Consider the following 15,076-nt stretch of genomic DNA (forward strand, 5'->3'; position numbering starts at 1 on the left):
CCTGGCGCCCTCTTCACGCCTGACTCTATACGGTAAACGGTATCGCTCATAGCGTCCCTCCGACCGCTCGTTCGAGTCGAGCCAGCGACACGGACAAGTCATACCGAGCCTGCACGTAGTCCATCTGGATCTGTCGCTGCACACGTTGCGCGTCAAAAACCTCCAACAGGCTGGACGCTCCCTGCTGAAAGCTGAACTGAGCGAGCCGCAGAGCCTCCTGAGCCTGCTTCAGCAAACCTTTGTCGAACACCTCGATCAGTTCAGCCGTCGTCCTGGCGTCCTGATAATGTTGGTGCACCGCTCGCACCAGTTCGTTGCGAGCCCGCAGCAGTTCAGCCTCTTCACGTCGCTTGGTCCCCAACGCCGAAGCGATCTCCCCCTGTCGGCGATACCAAGTTGGGATCGGAACCGAGAGTCCTCCCTGCCAGGCTTCACGGCCAATTTCACGCCAATAGCTGCCGTTCACCGTCACGTTCGGCACTCGGGATTGCCGCTCAAACTCAAGCTTCCACTCGGATTGTTCGACCGATTGAAGCAGCCGTTGGATGGTGGGGTGCTGATTCAGCATACGTGTCATTAAGGGATCGATGTGAATTCCTTTCGGAATGTCGACAAACTCACCGCTCACCGAATAGGAGAGTCCCAGGACGCCGCCGGTGTAGGTATCCACTACGACACGACTGATCCGGACTGAATTGTCCGCCCGTGCCAGCTGTTGCCGCGCCTTGAGAACTTCAACTTCGGCCTTGATCGCCTCAAACTGAGGTGCTTCCCCTGATTTCACCCGGGCTTTGACGATTCGGGCCACCCCGTCGACGATGTCGAGGTTCTGCCGAGCCAAGCTGGCATCCTGCTGGGCCAGCAGGAGATCGTAGAAGGCCACTTTAACCTGGGCAATAAGATTCAACCGGGTTTCGGTAAGACCGGAATTCGCCGTGGCCACTCCGGCATCTGCCGCCCGCTGCCGTGCGGCACGCATCCCAGGCCATTCCAAGGGCTGCCCGATTGTCGCGTTATATTCTGTCAGCGATTGCCGTGCGAGCGATTGACCGATGTCAGCCCGGCCCGTATCTCTGATTTCGCCCACTCCGGTGTTTCCGGTCACCGTCGGATTGGGATAGGAGCCTGCAACGGTTTGTTGGCCACGCTGCTGATCGATAAACCCTTGCGCGCCTGCCATCGTCGGATTACGCTCCAGAGCCAGCTGGACAATCCCTTCCAACGTATATGTCTCTGGAGCATTTCCGGCTGCATGGGTCGTTGAGCAGACGAGAACCATCGAACATGTCGTTACGAGAGCGATCATCGAGAAGAACCTTGCCGATGCGGTTCTGCTTTTTGCGATGAAAATCTCACGAACACATTCTATTGAGGAACGCGACCATTGAATTGTTCTGTTCATCGTGCACTACCTTTTATCCACCATAAGACCTTGCTGTCAGTCTTCAAGAAATCTCCTACTGTATACCCTGACATGCGCTCACGCCTCGCGCAAGCCGTATTCCGGCATGCAGATTTTTTGAGGATACGCTTTTCTTTATTACTTTCGACCGGCCAAGAGGTTAGAGACCTCGATTCTCGCTGTGGGAGTCATGCGACCGCGTGGATCGGCAGGATTCAACCAAACATTGTACTGAACAATCCCAGGTCGGGAAAAGCATAGGCTCACATAACCCATCGGTGGAATCGTTGCCGTATCGTCCACCATACCGAGCCGCGTAAAGCCCTTTTCACATAACACAAGACTCAGATGGTGATGACTGAGAAGCCCAATTTTGACGGGATCGGACCGCAAATTTTGCCATCGTACCTCATCTCCAGTGGCAACATACAAGGCTTGCGGGCTGACATGCTCCAAGATTTCAATGTCGTGTATCCGTACCGGCTGAGTGCTCGACGGACTCGCACAACCGGCTAGTACTGCCAAGCAGACACAGACAACGGTGCGGCCGATCCACTGCGCATTCCTTCGGTCACCAAATCGAAACTGGTGGATCCTGGCAACGGACCGTCCCAGCATTGACAGGATGCGTTTCTTAATTTCTTCAGACATTGAGTAATCCTCTTGCCATGCAGTTGAATTCTTTCTCAACCGCGTTCACGAAGTCGCCACGCGCGAAGGGTCTCCAAAACGTCCTGCCCACTCAGATGGATTGTCTACGAACAGCCTGTTGACGGGTCGGCTCACCCTGCCGATCGCGATGCTTTTCATTGTTAGATGCTCGTGCTTCGTTGTCAGAATGGCATGAATTTTCCCTCTTGGGACTTGGGGTGATCCACCATCATGAGGGGATGGGATGTTTCATGTGCCGCACAGCGCTCCTAAACGGCATGTGCGTCGTGAGTCTCGCATCCTGCTTCTTCTATGCCAGCCGTACCATCATCTGCAGATCCAGCCCCTGAGCGACGACAAAAAGGCTGCATGTCTAACGCTCGTCACTCATGAATGTGCCCTCCCGATATACGAACGCAGAGACACTCATCGCCTTCGCGTATCCCCGTCATGTCGATTTTCATCTGTGGCCGTTTGAATCACGAGCGAGGGACACGAAGCGGTTGGAGCGAACCCACTGCGCCCCGTGCCGGACGCATTCCTCGTTGTGTCATGGGCCCTACGTCCCCATGAGCCTGCACATCCCTATTGGCCTCAATGAGAGGATCGATGACGTTTCCGCAATTCACACAGAGCCACCCGTCATACTCCCATGTATGCTCGTGGCAGAAATGCATCGGAATGATGAATCCGCAGCAGCGTTCACATCGCATATGCCACTCGCGATATCCCGGAATATCTTTAGCCTGGAACCTGCACTCTCCGGGCCTCCATTGTCGAGCGCAGCAGGTCACTTCGACGGAACAGAATGACCGATCTCACTTACTCGACCGTCGTGGATCTGATCGTCTGGACGTTTGAATCGATCAGATCGAACTGACAATATCAGGAAATATGCGTCGGCATTTCCTCGCGAGCAGTTCAGCATCGAACGGCTTCACGAGATACTCTTTGGCTCCCAGATTCACCGCGTCGCGGAGACGCTTAATCTCGCTCGATAGCGCAGTCACAATCACGGGGATCTCCGAATGACGGTCCCGCATTTCCTGCAAAATCGCCATCCCTCCAAGCAAGGGCATATCGAGTTCAAGTACAAGTCCGTCGAAGGGAGCCCGCTCCTTTTCCTGTGCGATTCGAACAAGACCGGAAAACCCACTGTCTTCACTCGCCACAGAGAACCCAAGCCCGAGCAGGTGCTCACAGACTATGTTCCTCGCTTCATCGTCATGATCAATAACCAGAATGCGTCGACGCATGGACATCTGCCCGATGGCAGCACCCCTTTCCTCCGATAACGATTCTTTCCGAACAAGAGCGGCAATTCTCATACGCGCTGGTCTCTCCCGTTCACGATGATGATTGCGTTCTTTCAAGAGGCGCTATGACGTATCTCCTTGTTGCAACGCCCCCGCCCTCTTCACCACCTATCGGGAAGCCTCCGGCACTTGCGTTGAGAGCGCCCCACTCACTCGATCTTCAATGAGAATCATAATCTGTTGCTCGGCTCGCTCACTGTGTCCCAGCACTCGCACCGCACACAAGTTAAATGCCCCCTGCTTCGTTCTGACGGTCTTTCGAGCCTCTTCCTCATCTGGATGGGACCATGATCCCCACGTGTTGCGTTCACGTATTTGTGTCCCCAACTTGATAATTTCGAGACGGAGGTCATGTGTATCTGGCACGACCGAGTCCATATCCCCTGCTCGGTCCATGTACTGGCGTGCCCGATCATTCGCATAATGCAGTTGCAAAGACTCTCCCAGCATGACGATACCGACGTCGGTGTCATCGGTTTGACTGTACAGCGCCGGCCTTGAGCCTGCACCCATTGTCGCCTCACACGTTGAAAAATCTTGCCTTACACGGTCACGGGCTCAACGCATGGCCCGCAGCGCAACGCCTCATGGACGCTGCCATGTTCATGTCCTACATGACCGGCGGGCGAAGCGCGTCCCAGACTCCCGATCCCTGCCCAGGATGTCCATAGGTCATGAGCTGACGATAAAAGACCGCGCATTCATCGCAGTACGTATCGGACACAAAGACCTCGGGCAACCCAATGCGGTAACGATGTAGGAGCTCGGGCAAATTATCCCATTGCGGGGCGGCAAGCTCAGATGATTCCGCCAAGCGCATCCTGTGGCAGAGCAAGCAGCGAACCGCGTGAAAATCGGACTCGGTTGCTTCCGTGAGATCTTCATCAGGCTTCATATGGCAACATTCCGCTGTTCAGAAACTACAGGCTTTCGTACCGGTCATGCCATGCGCTACAAATTCTTGGGATGCTGGTCGTGCAAGGGCATTGCTGATGATTTCATTAAAAGTGGTTCGCAAATCTCCCGCCTGTCCCTTTGACACAAACGCATAGGCTCCCGCGGCAAAGGCGCGCGCAACATGGTCCGAGTCGTCATGACCACTCATGAGAATGACTTTCGTGTGCGGAAGCAGTTCCCGCAATCGACGGGCTGCCTCCAATCCATTCACGCCAGGCATGTCGATGTCTGAAATCACGATGTCCGGCATGAGTTCGACCGCAGCAGTGAGGAGGGCACTCCCATCCGGGACCGTCCCTACAATCCGATCTTTGTCTGATAAAAGGCAGGCCAACATCTGCAGCACATGCTGATTGTCATCCGCTAGAAGAAGCCGCATCTTCTCCACGATCTGCCCTCCTCCGATTAGATAGCTCAGGTCATCTCTTCCGGATATATATTAAAGTGGAGGCACGAAAGACGTATACTAGGCGTGTCCCTAGGGAAGCACGACTATCTCCCTGGGAAGATTGAAGATTGTGGCAGGGTCTTCATCGGACGTCTGCGGCAATCATCGCTCAGTTTGCCGATCCCGCGACGCGGCGCTCGGATACGCGACAAGCTGCGATGCATCATGGGGCTACGGGAGCCGGCTCGTACGGCAGGGAGCCTACAAAGGCTTAGTCCGATGCGGTGAGGCCGTGAAGGAGTGCGTATTTTGTCAGCTCTGCCGTCGTATGAAGATCGAGTTGGGTCATGATCTGCGACTTGTGAAACTCGACGGTCTTTGGTGAGATATTGAGGGTCGTCGCAATCTCCTTGACCGTCATCCCTTCCGCAACGAGTTGCAAGACTTCTCGTTGACGCGCCGTCAATGGTTCATCCTTCGACACGGCAGGCCTGCCGCCGGTGATGACCGCCTTCACCAGACCTTTTGCAACTAATGGGGTGACATAACACTGCCCCCCCATAGCCGACTCAATGGCTTGGAGTAATTCTGAGCCGGCGGATCGTTTCAGGAGATAACCGGAAGCACCTGCCTTGAACGCTTCATTCACATAGGCCGAATCGGCATGCATGGTGACGAAAATCAGCTTGGTGCGAGGAAGCATTTTCTTCAGCTTCCTAGCGGCGTCGATCCCATTGAGCTGCGGCATCGAGATGTCGAGCGTGACGAGGTCCGGCTGGAGTTCTTCTGCCATTCTAAGAAGAGTACGGCCATCCTCCGCGACGCCCACAATGTCGCACCGCTCCTCCAACAGCTTCCGGAATCCGTCCAACACCAACGTATGGTCATCAGCCAAGAGCACCCGGGGCCTGCTCATTCGTCCTCCTCCAGCACGGGCACCACCACCTGTACCGTGGTGCCACCTCCCACGGCAGAGACAATCTGCAGGGTCCCCTGAACCAGAGCGACGCGCTCTTTCATACTCAGCAACCCCAGTCCCTGTCCGCCGTTCACAGATCGTTCGGAAACAAACCCTATTCCATCATCCGTAATCATGACCGTCAACTCCGATCGCAACAGGATCAACTCCACACCTACTCGCGATGCCTGCGCATGACGAGCCACGTTGTTCAGACTTTCTTGGACCACGCGATAGAGACAGGTCGCAATCTCCTGAGGAACGACATCTGGAATGTTCTTATGCTGAAAGACCCCTTGGACGTGGCTTCGAGCGGAGAAATCGTCCACTAAACGCTGCAGCGCGATCGGAAGGCCAAGGTCATCAAGAATAGATGGATGGAACTGATAGGCCAAATGACGCACATCCTCCGACAACTCCACGACCCGATCTTGCATCGCTCGAACGGCTCGGCCCACATGAGCCGGTGAGGAACTCAGCTGATGTTCCACCGCTTCGATCTCCATGACAAGAAGTGCGAGCCGTTGATTGATATCATCATGGAGGTCGCGGGAGATACGGCGACGCTCTTCCTCCTGCACCCGCAACAGACGAGATGCCAACTGCTGCAGCTCTTGCCGGCTGAACTCGAGCGACTGCTCGGTTTGCATCCGTTCAGCCACTTCAACCACCAATGATTCGTTGACCAATGCCAGCTCTTTCGTCCGATCCTGCACACGCCTATCCAACGCTTCGTTGAGTTGTTGCAACTCCTCTTCATGCTTGCGCCGTTGGAAGGAGAACCAGACCGGCATCCAAATCACGACGCCACTGAGCAGGTGATTGACCAACGGGATCCAGAGGGGAATGTCATACAGGTGAGGACTCCAGATGCCCCCGATGGCCGTCAATACAGTTACCACGATGGCAACCGTAACAGGAAACCACCGAACCGGAGAAAATAGCGCCAGCAGGACCGGCACGATATAGAGCACATGAGTGGCCAGAGTCAGCGGCGTGTGAAGATCCAAGACAAAGAGCACGACCGTCGCTGTTGAGACACCGGCCGCAATGAATCCTTGTCGAACCTCTCTGTTCATCACTAGCTCCCGATGGATTATCCGCTCTCAGCGGGCACGGAAAACCAATGTATGCGGCTTGCCCCACGACAAGACGTATGATCGGCCGACCCAGCCAGTAATGCATGTAACCACGTTTGAACAGAGCATGTCGATGTGGACCTCTCGTCACGCTCAAGATCGAGCCGAGGACTCAAGTCGAGCGTTAGAGGAGTCCGCGCTTCTGGAGGTAGTCTTTGTCGATGACCGGGGTTGGTTTGGTCGGAACCTGTCCCCTTTCTTGTAATAATCGTTCGACGTATTTCCCGATCAAGTCCGATTCGAGGTTGACCTGATCGCCGACTTGCTTGAGGCCCAGAGTCGTGACCTTCGCCGTGTGTGGAATAATCGAAACAGAGAAGCCACGATCAGTCACCTGGTTGATCGTCAGGCTGATGCCGTCCACGGTGACGGACCCCTTCACAATACAATGGCGCAGAACCTCCGGCGGAGCTTCGATCATGAACAGGATGGCGTTCCCATCCTGCTGGCGGCTCCGAACCGTGCCGATGCCGTCCACATGACCTGCCACCAAATGCCCGCCGAGCCGTTCGTTCAGCTTCATCGCTCGTTCCAAGTTCAGCGGCGCGCCTGCAGTGAGTTCTCCAAGGCTGGTCACGGACAGGGTTTCGGGGGACACCTCCACGGAGAAGTTGTGCTCGCTCTTGCTCACCACGGTCAGACAGGTGCCGTTCACGCTGATGCTGTCCCCGATTTTGAGGTCGCCCATGACGGTTGAAGCCAGAACCGTCATCCTCGTTCCGACGAGAGTCTTCTCGATCGAGATGATGGCGCCAAGCTCTTCTACGATACCTGTGAACATTACTCGTCCCTCATGATCCGTTTCACGACATAGACAAAGAGTACGATCAGCACCATCAAACCGATGACGGCCAAGGCTCCGATGACGATGTTCTCTGACGCGATTTCTTCCATCATCTGGACATTATATAGAACTCGTCCACATTATTCATGACGGCTCGTTGCCAAAGCCTACAGAAACCAGGCGAAGGGCACATGGCACGAGGCGAGACTATATTTCTGATCACAACTGGCCTCTCGCCCACACCAAGTCTATGTTCGTCTCACCGTCATCCAGAACAGCGCAGCGGCAATGAGTTGCAGTCCCGCGATGATCGCAAAGGCGTTGGCATAGTTCAGGTGCGCAATCAGCACCCCTGCCAATAGCGGCCCACTGGCATGGCCGATGTCTCCGATCGTTCCTTGCATACCCATCCCTGCCCCAAGCGTCTTGAACTCAGAACTATCGGCGACCAACGCGGACGAGGAGGACGAGACGACGGCTTCGCCGAATCCAAAGCCCGCCGAGAGCAACAAGAGTAGCCAGAACATCGACACCTGAGGGATACAGACGAAGGTCGCTGCGCAAATCACGAGGCCGATAACGATGAGCGGCTGACGCCCGACGCGATCGGACACCCGACCCATAATCGGCTTCGACACAAGCGACGTGAGGGCCTGGACCGTAAACAGCAGCCCGACTTCTCCTGGATTCAAGCCTATCGAGATCCCATAGAGAGGGAGGAAGGCCATCAAGGCCCCGTTCGCAATCATCTTGGCTGCGTCGGTCGAGCTGGTAATGAGGACCTTGCGATTCTTGGCGACGACCCTGAAACCCTTCCACATCTCCGCCAACAGCGGTGCCATCCCCTTTTCTTGAATACGCGGAGGCGGCGGCGTGAGGTGCAGGCTATAGAAAATGGCAATGGCGATGCAGCCGAAGAGGCCGGCCGTCATAAACGCAGCGGGAAATCCCGATGCGTAGATCAGATAGCCGCCAATGAGGGGACCGAGCAACGCACCGGATTGCGTCGAGGCCGTGTAGGTCCCGAGCGCCGCACCGCGTCGTTCTCGATAGAGATCTGCCACAGTCGCCAGCGCACTGGGTGCGAAGATCGCAGTGGCGAGCCCATGAAAGAAGCGCAGGGCGGTCAGCCAATCGAGATCCGTGACCCAGGGATAGAGAAACGGTGGAAGCCCGAAGGCGACCACGCCGATCTGCAAGAGAAACCGCCGTCCGTAGATGTCTGACAGGGCGCCGGACGGCAACTTGAGGAACACCCCGGTCAATGTGGAGACCGACACGATTAGCCCGATCCGTTCAGGACTGGCCCCGAGCGACTCTGCGAACAAGGCCAACACCGGCATCCGGACCATGTTGTAGCTGATGAAGCAAAACACGCCGACGGTGCAGAGCAGGGTGAAACTGCGTGACGTCGTCATCGGACCGCAGCCCCCGATTGGATCGCCCCGCGAAAATGTACCGTCTCCATCGCCTGCTTCAACAAGACCACCTCGTCATCGGGCAACGATGGCGGGTCGGTCGCCTCGAACAGAACATGGTCCGGGTGTTGCCGTATTTCTAATCCCAGCCGAGTCACGACCTGCACACCTTGGGTCAGCTTCCGGGCCACGATGTTGCCGACCAAGGGCCGAATGAGTGACAGGAGCCCTGCCAGGATGCGGCTGTCCAATTTCGTGTAGGCCACCAGCGTCGTTTCAACCGCATCCCTCCCGTCTCCGTCTTTCACCGGATTCATTCTCACGAACACGACCGCCTTTCCCATCACCTGCGGCAATACCGTACTCTCATGAGTACCCTCCAGATAGTAAATCCGATTGGCCATATCCCCATAAACAAGTTCGACGATGCCCGATGTCCCTTCACCATCGTCCCCCCAAAATCGACCGGGTCCACGCCCCTCCGATTTATAGGGGGCGAAATCGAGCCGATTGATCAACGCCGCAGCCACCGGTGGCCGGTCCAACAGATACTGATAGACCGATTCGGAAATCGGGATCTCCGTCGGCCCGATCTTGTTGGCTGTGGTGTAATGATCGACTATCGCCTGCAGGGGACAAGCCCATCGTGGTTCAACCTTCGACACCGGAAACGTGAGACCCACATGATACGACGACAGCACACAGGATTCTGCCTGTACTGGGACGATCCAGAGCCCAACGACACCCCCCAACAGTATCGCCCACAATCTGCCTTGCATCGCCACCAGGAACGTCATGGAGTTTGCGACAAGACCTGAATGGATAACTGAGCGGGAAACAGCTGGCGAGCGTCCTGACGGAGGCGCGCTTGACGCAACAGGGTCTCGACGGTCTGGGCTACCTTTCCCTCGAACGAGACCTGCTTGTTCGTGACGATCGTCACAGGCTTGGAGAGGTCGACCAGCTGATCGTTCAGGAATAGCGTGTACCGCCGCACTAGGCTGGTTTCAACCTCAATCCGGTTCGGCGCTGTGACAGACGCCTCCAGTCTGGCATAACGTTTTTCCCTGGTCAGCGCATCTCGCTTGGAAACCAGGTCTTCCGAAAATGCGGCAATTGCGTCCGTAATATCGATACGAACCCAGCCGAACGATTGAAAATGGCTTGCCTCACGCACGACCGTCACCGTCGTTGGAACTGGATTTCGGCGCTGCGCGTTGAACCAGGTCACCAGATCTGGCAATTCCTCTCTGGGGAAGTAATGCCCGCCAGCCGTGGGATGCTCGCGATCATGCTCCCGATAGACAAAGGGGTAGCCCAACCTCGTCAATTCTTTCGTAATGGTGCGGCTGAGTTCAACCGGCATCACCTGATCCTTGGCCCCATGAATGATATAGAGCGGCGTGGAGCGCAGGTTGGCCAAAAACGGCAGCAGCACATTGTCGAGTCCGCTAGCCATTGGCGCAATGCCGGCGAACAGGGGCGCATCGTGCATACCGATCACCCAGGCACCAATTCCACCGTTGGACATGCCGGTGAGAAACACTCTGTCAGGATCGATGTGGTACCGCCGTTGCACGGAGCGAATCGTCTCCAGCACCAGCTCCTCCGCACCTCTCGTAAACCAGGCACCCATCGGAGCGGTTGGACAGGCTAAGACATAGTCCTCCCCCAATCGGGCCTGCCATCGTTCCAGATAGGCCTCACCGGTAAATCCTGCGCCATGCAGGCAGACCACCAGTCCATACCCCTTCGTCAGCTGATAGGTCAAAGGAACGGAAAGCGCCAGGTGATGGGTATGGCCCCGCACCTCGATTCGCTCGTCTGGCATCGTTCCAGTCGGCTGTGGCACATAGTTCCGCTCGGTTTGGATGATCCGTATGATCTCGTCGATCGTGGCATCTGGATCAGACAGAATGGTCTGTAGGATGCGCGCAGCCTCGTCCGTATCTCTGCTATCGAGGTACTGGAAAACCTGCTGCGTGAGATCGACTGATGAGGCAGCCGCAATCGCATACATTCCATGAACGATGCACGAAGCCAGAATCATGGCCAGGACCGCACAAAGGAACCTGCGCGTCACAGATCTCCTTCCACAACCAGATCTTCCCCGATGCGGCGAACCGTGACGTGACGTAAAGGCAATGCTTGGGCCAAACGTTTCGGACTCCGCCCCCCGATCACCGCCTTCGCGTCCTGGCCTCCCATAAGAATGGGCGCAAGATAGAACCGGATGCGATTGACGAGTTTCTCACGTAACGCTGTGGCATTGACGGTACTGCCTCCCTCGATGAGCACCGACGTGATTCCACGCTTGCCCAGCATCGTCATAAGCGCCGGGAAGGAGACCTGTCGGTTCTTTAGCGGAAGAGCGACCACCTCAACCCCTGCCAATTCGAGTCCGCGACGGCGTAATTCTGAGGCACGACTCGTCGTCACGATCAAGGTCCTCGCCTGGTCCTGCTTGGCACAGACCCTTGCCTTCGTCGGCGTCCTGATTGTGCTGTCGAGCACGACACGTAACGGTTGCCCCGTGGCCAGCCTCAGCGGGCGATCTGAGAGTCGAGCGGTGAGAGTGGGATTATCCTTGAGCACGGTACCGACCCCGACGATCACCGCATCCACCTGACTCCGCAGTCGATGCGCGTCTTGCCGAGCAAGCGGACCAGTAATCCAGCGAGACTCGCCCATCGCCGTGGCCACCTTTCCATCCAATGTCATCCCGGCTTTCAGGATGACGAAGGGACGGCCGGTCTTTACCCAATGGAGATAGGCGCGATTCATCTGCATGGCTTCTTCTCGTGCAACACCAGTCGTCACCGTCATCCCGGCACGGCGTAAGGCCGCAACACCACGACCGTTCACTGGAGGATTCGGATCGGTCATCGCCACCACCACCGTTCGCACTCCGGACTTGATCACTATCGGTACGCAGGGTGGAGTTCGCTTGAGGAGGTGACAACAGGGTTCAAGCGTGACGTAGAGCGTCGCGCCCTTGGCACGAGACCCTGCTTGATTGAGCGCAAGAATTTCTGCGTGAGGTTGCCCTGGTCCGTGGTGATACCCGCGGCCGACGATGCGACCGTTCTTGACCACGAGGGCCCCGACCATGGGATTCGGGCTGGTCTGACCCAGGCCCTTCGCCGCAAGGCGAAGCGCCAGGGTCATGAAGTGGAGGTGCGTCGTGGTCGCGGTCACCGCTTCTTGCGCGTGACGCGCGATCGGCTGCGAGGCTGCGGAGCCGACTTCGTCTTCGTGGATTTCGCCGCCTTCTTCGTCGTCGTCTTCTTCGCCTTCGTACGCGGCACTGACCGCTTGCGCGGAGAAGGGACAGCGCTCGCGCCCGCTTCGGCTAAGGCCGCATGGGCCGCCGCAAGCCGCGCAATGCCGACACGATAGGGCGAACAACTCACATAATCCAATCCAAGTTGATGGCAGAACTCCACGGAACTGGGATCGCCGCCATGTTCACCGCAAATGCCAAGCTTGATCCCTGGGCGGCTCTTCCGCCCGCCGGCGATGGCCTGCTTCATCAAGGCCCCCACCCCTTCTCGATCGAGCACCGCGAAGGGATCCGCGTCCAGAATATTGCTGGTTTGATAAAAATCGATGAATTTCGCGGCATCGTCGCGGGAGAATCCGAACGTCGTTTGGGTCAAGTCATTCGTCCCGAATGAAAAGAACTCCGCCTCGGTCGCAATACGATCCGCCGTGACGGCAGCCCGTGGCAACTCGATCATCGTGCCCACAAGATATGTGAGCTTCACGTTATACCGCTTCATCGTCTCCTGCGCGATTTCTCGGATCAAGTCTTTCTGTGCCTTCATTTCCGAGACCATCCCCACTAGTGGGATCATGATCTCCGGGACGATCTTCTTCCCTTCTTTCGCCAGCTCACAGGCGGCTTCCATGATGGCCCGCGCCTGCATGCAGGTAATCTCCGGCATCGTAATCCCGAGCCGGCAGCCGCGGAGCCCGAGCATCGGATTGAACTCGTGGAGTTCCTCGACGCGGGCCAGCAACCGGCGCTTCTCTTCGAGCCTGGCTCCGTCGCGCCCGGTCAATTCCAACTGCGCAATCTCCACCATCAAGTCTTCACGTTTCGGCAGAAATTCATGCAACGGCGGATCGAGGAGACGAATGGTCACCGGGAAACCCGCCATCTCGCGATAGAGCCCGATAAAATCCTGTTTTTGCAGCGGCAGGAGCTGATCAAGAAACTTTTCCCGCTCCTCTTTGGTCCGTGCCAGGATCATCTTCTGCATGATCGGGATGCGATCCTCGGCGAAGAACATATGTTCTGTCCGGCAGAGGCCAATGCCTTCCGCTCCGAATCCACGCGCGATTTTCGCCTGATCCGGCACATCGGCATTCGCACGGACGCGAAGTGTTCTGACGCTGTCGGCCCATGACAGTATCAACGCAAACCGCTGATACTTGTCCGACTGCTTCGGGTCCAACTTGCCCTGAATCACTTGAATGATTTCAGATTCGACGACGGGCAAGTCCCCTTCATACACATTGCCGGTCGAACCATTGATCGAAAGATAATCCCCCTCCCGAAACACCTTGGCGCCGATACGAACGGACTGGGCATCCAGCACTTCCACCGCATCGCAGCCGGCGACACAGACCTTGCCCATTTGCCGGGCGACCACTGCCGCGTGAGAGGTCATCCCGCCTCGTGCCGTCAAGAATCCCGCCGCCGCGTTCATCCCATGAATATCGTCCGGGCTCGTTTCCTGGCGAACCAACACCACACGGGTGCCAGCCGCTTTCATCGTCACGGCCTTATCGGGAGTCAAGGCGATTTTCCCGGCTGCTGCGCCAGGACCGGCAGGGAGTCCCTTCCCCAGCGGATTGGATTTCGACTCTTCTTTCGTGTCAAAAATCGGATAGAGATATTGCGCCAATTGTTCAGGCCCGACCCGCTGCACCGCTTCCTGCTTCGAGATGAGGCCCTCTCTCACCATGTCGACTGCAATTTTTACAGCAGAAATGCCAGTCCGTTTGCCGACCCTGGTCTGGAGCATGTAGAGCTTGCCCTCTTGGATCGTAAACTCCAAATCGAGCATATCCCGGTAATGTTTTTCGAGCTTCTTATAGGTGTGCTCCAGCTCCTTGTAGGCCTCAGGCACATTCTTCGCGAGCGCATTCACTGGCAGCGGAGTCCTGATGCCGGCCACAACATCCTCGCCCTGAGCATTCATCAAGCACTCGCCGAAAAAGTTCTTATCGCCGGTTGCCGGATCGCGCGTGAACGCGACACCGGTTCCACTCGTTTCTCCCATGTTGCCGAATACCATCGCCACCACATTGATCGCCGTGCCCCAGGAATCGGGAATCCCATAGAGACGCCGATAGGTAACGGACCGCGCACCGAACCAGGACGAAAAGACGGCGTTGACCGCCAAACGAAGTTGCTCAAGCGGCTCGTCGGGGAACTCTTTCTTGGTCTCTTCCTTGATGAGCGCCTTGAAGCTGGCGACCAACTCACGAAGGTGCCTCGCATCGAGATGGGTCTCGTGTGTCACACCGACTTCGGCCTTTTTCTGCTTGAGGATCGCTTCGAAATGTTCGCGCTGCACACCCATGACGATGCTGCCGTACATGGACACAAACCGCCGATAACTGTCCTGGGCAAACCGCTCGTTGCGTGTTTTTGCCGCCAACCCCTCGACCGTCTTAGTGGTGAGACCGACATTCAGGACCGTATCCATCATGCCCGGCATCGAAGCCCTGGCGCCGGACCGGACCGAGACCAGCAGCGGCCGCTCAGGATCGCCGAACCCCATCCCCATCGACCGTTCGACCCGCTTCAGTGACTTCAGCGCGGCGTCCCACATGCCGGGAGGATACTGTTTCCCGTTCTTATAATATTCCACGCAGGCCTCGGTAGAAATCGTGAAGCCGGGCGGAACGGAGATGCCAAGATTCGTCATCTCCGCCAGGCCAGCGCCCTTCCCGCCGAGGAGCTCTTTCATATTGGAGGTCCCTTCGGCTTTGCCGTCACCGAAGTAGTACACGTATTTCTTTGCCACGCTGCCTCTCCTTCGCGTTGAG

General features: G+C 56.8%; 14 protein-coding genes. All 14 read right to left on the bottom strand.

Going from position 1 to position 15,076, the window contains the following annotated elements:
- Nucleotides 1–46: 46 nt before the first annotated feature.
- The 14 genes from Q8N00_02365 to ppdK all read right to left on the bottom strand — a co-directional run bounded on the left by Q8N00_02365 (nucleotide 47) and on the right by ppdK (nucleotide 15,054).
- A complete protein-coding gene (locus Q8N00_02365) occupies nucleotides 47–1,306 on the bottom strand; it encodes a TolC family protein (GenBank protein MDP2381627.1) in 1,260 nt (419 codons plus the stop codon).
- 234 nt (nucleotides 1,307–1,540) lie between these two features.
- On the bottom strand, nucleotides 1,541–2,053 hold the full coding sequence (locus Q8N00_02370) for a hypothetical protein (protein ID MDP2381628.1): 513 nt from the start codon (nucleotides 2,051–2,053) through the stop codon (nucleotides 1,541–1,543).
- An 866-nt stretch (nucleotides 2,054–2,919) separates the two neighbouring features.
- Nucleotides 2,920–3,309, bottom strand: coding sequence for a response regulator (locus Q8N00_02375; GenBank protein ID MDP2381629.1), 390 nt, complete (start codon nucleotides 3,307–3,309; stop codon nucleotides 2,920–2,922).
- Nucleotides 3,310–3,477: 168 nt separating this feature from the next.
- Nucleotides 3,478–3,882 (bottom strand): hypothetical protein, encoded by a 405-nt coding sequence (locus Q8N00_02380; protein MDP2381630.1) that lies wholly within the window; start codon nucleotides 3,880–3,882, stop codon nucleotides 3,478–3,480.
- Nucleotides 3,883–3,979: 97 nt separating this feature from the next.
- Nucleotides 3,980–4,264, bottom strand: coding sequence for a hypothetical protein (locus tag Q8N00_02385; GenBank protein ID MDP2381631.1), 285 nt, complete (start codon nucleotides 4,262–4,264; stop codon nucleotides 3,980–3,982).
- An 18-nt stretch (nucleotides 4,265–4,282) separates the two neighbouring features.
- On the bottom strand, nucleotides 4,283–4,705 hold the full coding sequence (locus Q8N00_02390) for a response regulator (GenBank protein ID MDP2381632.1): 423 nt from the start codon (nucleotides 4,703–4,705) through the stop codon (nucleotides 4,283–4,285).
- 280 nt (nucleotides 4,706–4,985) lie between these two features.
- Nucleotides 4,986–5,630 (bottom strand): response regulator transcription factor, encoded by a 645-nt coding sequence (locus Q8N00_02395; GenBank protein MDP2381633.1) that lies wholly within the window; start codon nucleotides 5,628–5,630, stop codon nucleotides 4,986–4,988.
- Nucleotides 5,627–6,751 carry a sensor histidine kinase gene (locus tag Q8N00_02400; GenBank protein ID MDP2381634.1) on the bottom strand — a complete coding sequence of 375 codons (1,125 nt, stop codon included), beginning with the start codon at nucleotides 6,749–6,751 and terminating at the stop codon, nucleotides 5,627–5,629. The genes Q8N00_02395 and Q8N00_02400 overlap by 4 nt, the downstream gene beginning before the upstream one ends.
- Before the next feature lie 184 nt (nucleotides 6,752–6,935).
- On the bottom strand, nucleotides 6,936–7,592 hold the full coding sequence (locus tag Q8N00_02405) for a riboflavin synthase (GenBank protein ID MDP2381635.1): 657 nt from the start codon (nucleotides 7,590–7,592) through the stop codon (nucleotides 6,936–6,938).
- Between the two features lie 251 nt (nucleotides 7,593–7,843).
- On the bottom strand, nucleotides 7,844–9,013 hold the full coding sequence (locus Q8N00_02410) for an MFS transporter (protein MDP2381636.1): 1,170 nt from the start codon (nucleotides 9,011–9,013) through the stop codon (nucleotides 7,844–7,846).
- Nucleotides 9,010–9,792: a hypothetical protein gene (locus Q8N00_02415; GenBank protein MDP2381637.1), complete on the bottom strand. Its 783-nt coding sequence runs from the start codon at nucleotides 9,790–9,792 to the stop codon at nucleotides 9,010–9,012. The genes Q8N00_02410 and Q8N00_02415 overlap by 4 nt, the downstream gene beginning before the upstream one ends.
- A gap of 14 nt (nucleotides 9,793–9,806) precedes the next feature.
- A complete protein-coding gene (locus tag Q8N00_02420; GenBank protein MDP2381638.1) occupies nucleotides 9,807–11,096 on the bottom strand; it encodes a hypothetical protein in 1,290 nt (429 codons plus the stop codon).
- On the bottom strand, nucleotides 11,093–12,211 hold the full coding sequence (gene ribD, locus Q8N00_02425; protein MDP2381639.1) for a bifunctional diaminohydroxyphosphoribosylaminopyrimidine deaminase/5-amino-6-(5-phosphoribosylamino)uracil reductase RibD: 1,119 nt from the start codon (nucleotides 12,209–12,211) through the stop codon (nucleotides 11,093–11,095). Before ribD ends, Q8N00_02420 begins: the two co-directional genes overlap by 4 nt.
- Nucleotides 12,208–15,054, bottom strand: coding sequence for a pyruvate, phosphate dikinase (gene ppdK, locus Q8N00_02430; GenBank protein MDP2381640.1), 2,847 nt, complete (start codon nucleotides 15,052–15,054; stop codon nucleotides 12,208–12,210). Before ppdK ends, ribD begins: the two co-directional genes overlap by 4 nt.
- Between the last annotated feature and the right edge of the window lie 22 nt (nucleotides 15,055–15,076).

It is taken from the genome of Nitrospirota bacterium (genome assembly GCA_030684575.1).
Lineage (GTDB): Bacteria > Nitrospirota > Nitrospiria > Nitrospirales > Nitrospiraceae > Palsa-1315.

Coding starts and splice junctions, on each gene's coding strand:
- Q8N00_02365 (MDP2381627.1), bottom strand. CDS start 1,306: ATGATCGCTCTCGTAACGACATGTTCGATGGTTCTCGTCTGCTCAACG.
- Q8N00_02370 (MDP2381628.1), bottom strand. CDS start 2,053: ATGTCTGAAGAAATTAAGAAACGCATCCTGTCAATGCTGGGACGGTCC.
- Q8N00_02375 (MDP2381629.1), bottom strand. CDS start 3,309: ATGCGTCGACGCATTCTGGTTATTGATCATGACGATGAAGCGAGGAAC.
- Q8N00_02380 (MDP2381630.1), bottom strand. CDS start 3,882: ATGGGTGCAGGCTCAAGGCCGGCGCTGTACAGTCAAACCGATGACACC.
- Q8N00_02385 (MDP2381631.1), bottom strand. CDS start 4,264: ATGAAGCCTGATGAAGATCTCACGGAAGCAACCGAGTCCGATTTTCAC.
- Q8N00_02390 (MDP2381632.1), bottom strand. CDS start 4,705: ATGCGGCTTCTTCTAGCGGATGACAATCAGCATGTGCTGCAGATGTTG.
- Q8N00_02395 (MDP2381633.1), bottom strand. CDS start 5,630: ATGAGCAGGCCCCGGGTGCTCTTGGCTGATGACCATACGTTGGTGTTG.
- Q8N00_02400 (MDP2381634.1), bottom strand. CDS start 6,751: ATGAACAGAGAGGTTCGACAAGGATTCATTGCGGCCGGTGTCTCAACA.
- Q8N00_02405 (MDP2381635.1), bottom strand. CDS start 7,592: ATGTTCACAGGTATCGTAGAAGAGCTTGGCGCCATCATCTCGATCGAG.
- Q8N00_02410 (MDP2381636.1), bottom strand. CDS start 9,013: ATGACGACGTCACGCAGTTTCACCCTGCTCTGCACCGTCGGCGTGTTT.
- Q8N00_02415 (MDP2381637.1), bottom strand. CDS start 9,792: ATGCAAGGCAGATTGTGGGCGATACTGTTGGGGGGTGTCGTTGGGCTC.